We start from the raw sequence: 1,031 nt of genomic DNA, 5'->3' as shown, positions 1-1,031 counted from the left end.
GATCAGATTGGGGAGCGCTTTGCCAAATTGCGCAATGTCTTTAAGCTTAATCAGGCAGGCATTGAAGATCTAGGCGATGCTATCAATCATCTCTCGAACCACATGGCGGCAAAAGCCAGTGAAGTGTCTGATTTTACCAATCGTGCCACCGGTGCGGCAACCATGTTTAAGCTCACCGCGCGCGAAACTGCAGCATTTGGTACGGCGATGATTTCTGCTGGTATTGTTCCAGAGAGTGCCGCGCGTGGTTTTAATGCCATGAGTGCCCGTATTCAGGCAGGAGGCAAGCATATTGAAGATGCTTTTGCCAATATCGGGCTTTCTCGCGAAAAGTTCATGCAAGATCTGGACAAAGATGCTACCGGCACTTTGGTGCGCTTTTTTAATGTGTTGGGTAAATCCGAACAGGGGATGCGCTCGCTGATTGCCATTGCTGGGCGCGATTTTACTGGTGATTTTGCCAAATTGGTGGGCAATCCCGAATTGTTAGGGCAAGCTTTAGAGTATGTGAAAGATCCACAAGTCTTTAAAGGCTCTGTAGAGCAAGAAGCAGACAAACAAGCAACCGGTGCCATGCGGCAATTTGAACTCTTACAAAACCGTATTGTGGCTTTGGGGATTAGCATTGGTGAAGTGCTTCTGCCCCCCCTCAACAGTTTGATGGAAAGTGTTGGCAATTTTACCAATGGGCTTATGGCGTGGGCGAATGCGCACCCAACTTTAACAAGCGCCATCATCAAAACCATTGCCGCTCTGATGGCTTTTAATATTGCTCTGCGCGTGTTGCGCTTTACCATGGCTGGCACACGTCTTGGGCTTCTTCAATTGATGGGCTCTTTTATCAAGCTTAGAGTACTCAGTCGTGGTGTTGCTGCAAGCTGGCGGGGCTTAGCAGCCGCAGGGCGCTCCCTGGGCTTGCTAACCGCGGGTCTTGGGGCAAGTTCACTCCGACTCTTACGCCCCATGACCTTGTTGGTCGGGGCTTTACGGGGGATTGCTATCTCAGGAAGTGCATTTGCTGCCTCTTTTGG

General features: G+C 50.2%; 1 protein-coding gene. It reads left to right on the top strand.

The window, feature by feature from the left end; all coding sequences use genetic code 11:
• The coding region (locus tag ACFINW_RS09940; RefSeq protein ID WP_375674264.1) for a phage tail tape measure protein at positions 1-1,031 on the top strand (1,031 nt) is incomplete at both ends.

The sequence above is a fragment of the Bartonella sp. AA18HLJMS genome (genome assembly GCF_042197245.1).
GTDB lineage: Bacteria > Pseudomonadota > Alphaproteobacteria > Rhizobiales > Rhizobiaceae > Bartonella.
This window is presented reverse-complemented; position numbering and strand designations above follow the sequence as displayed.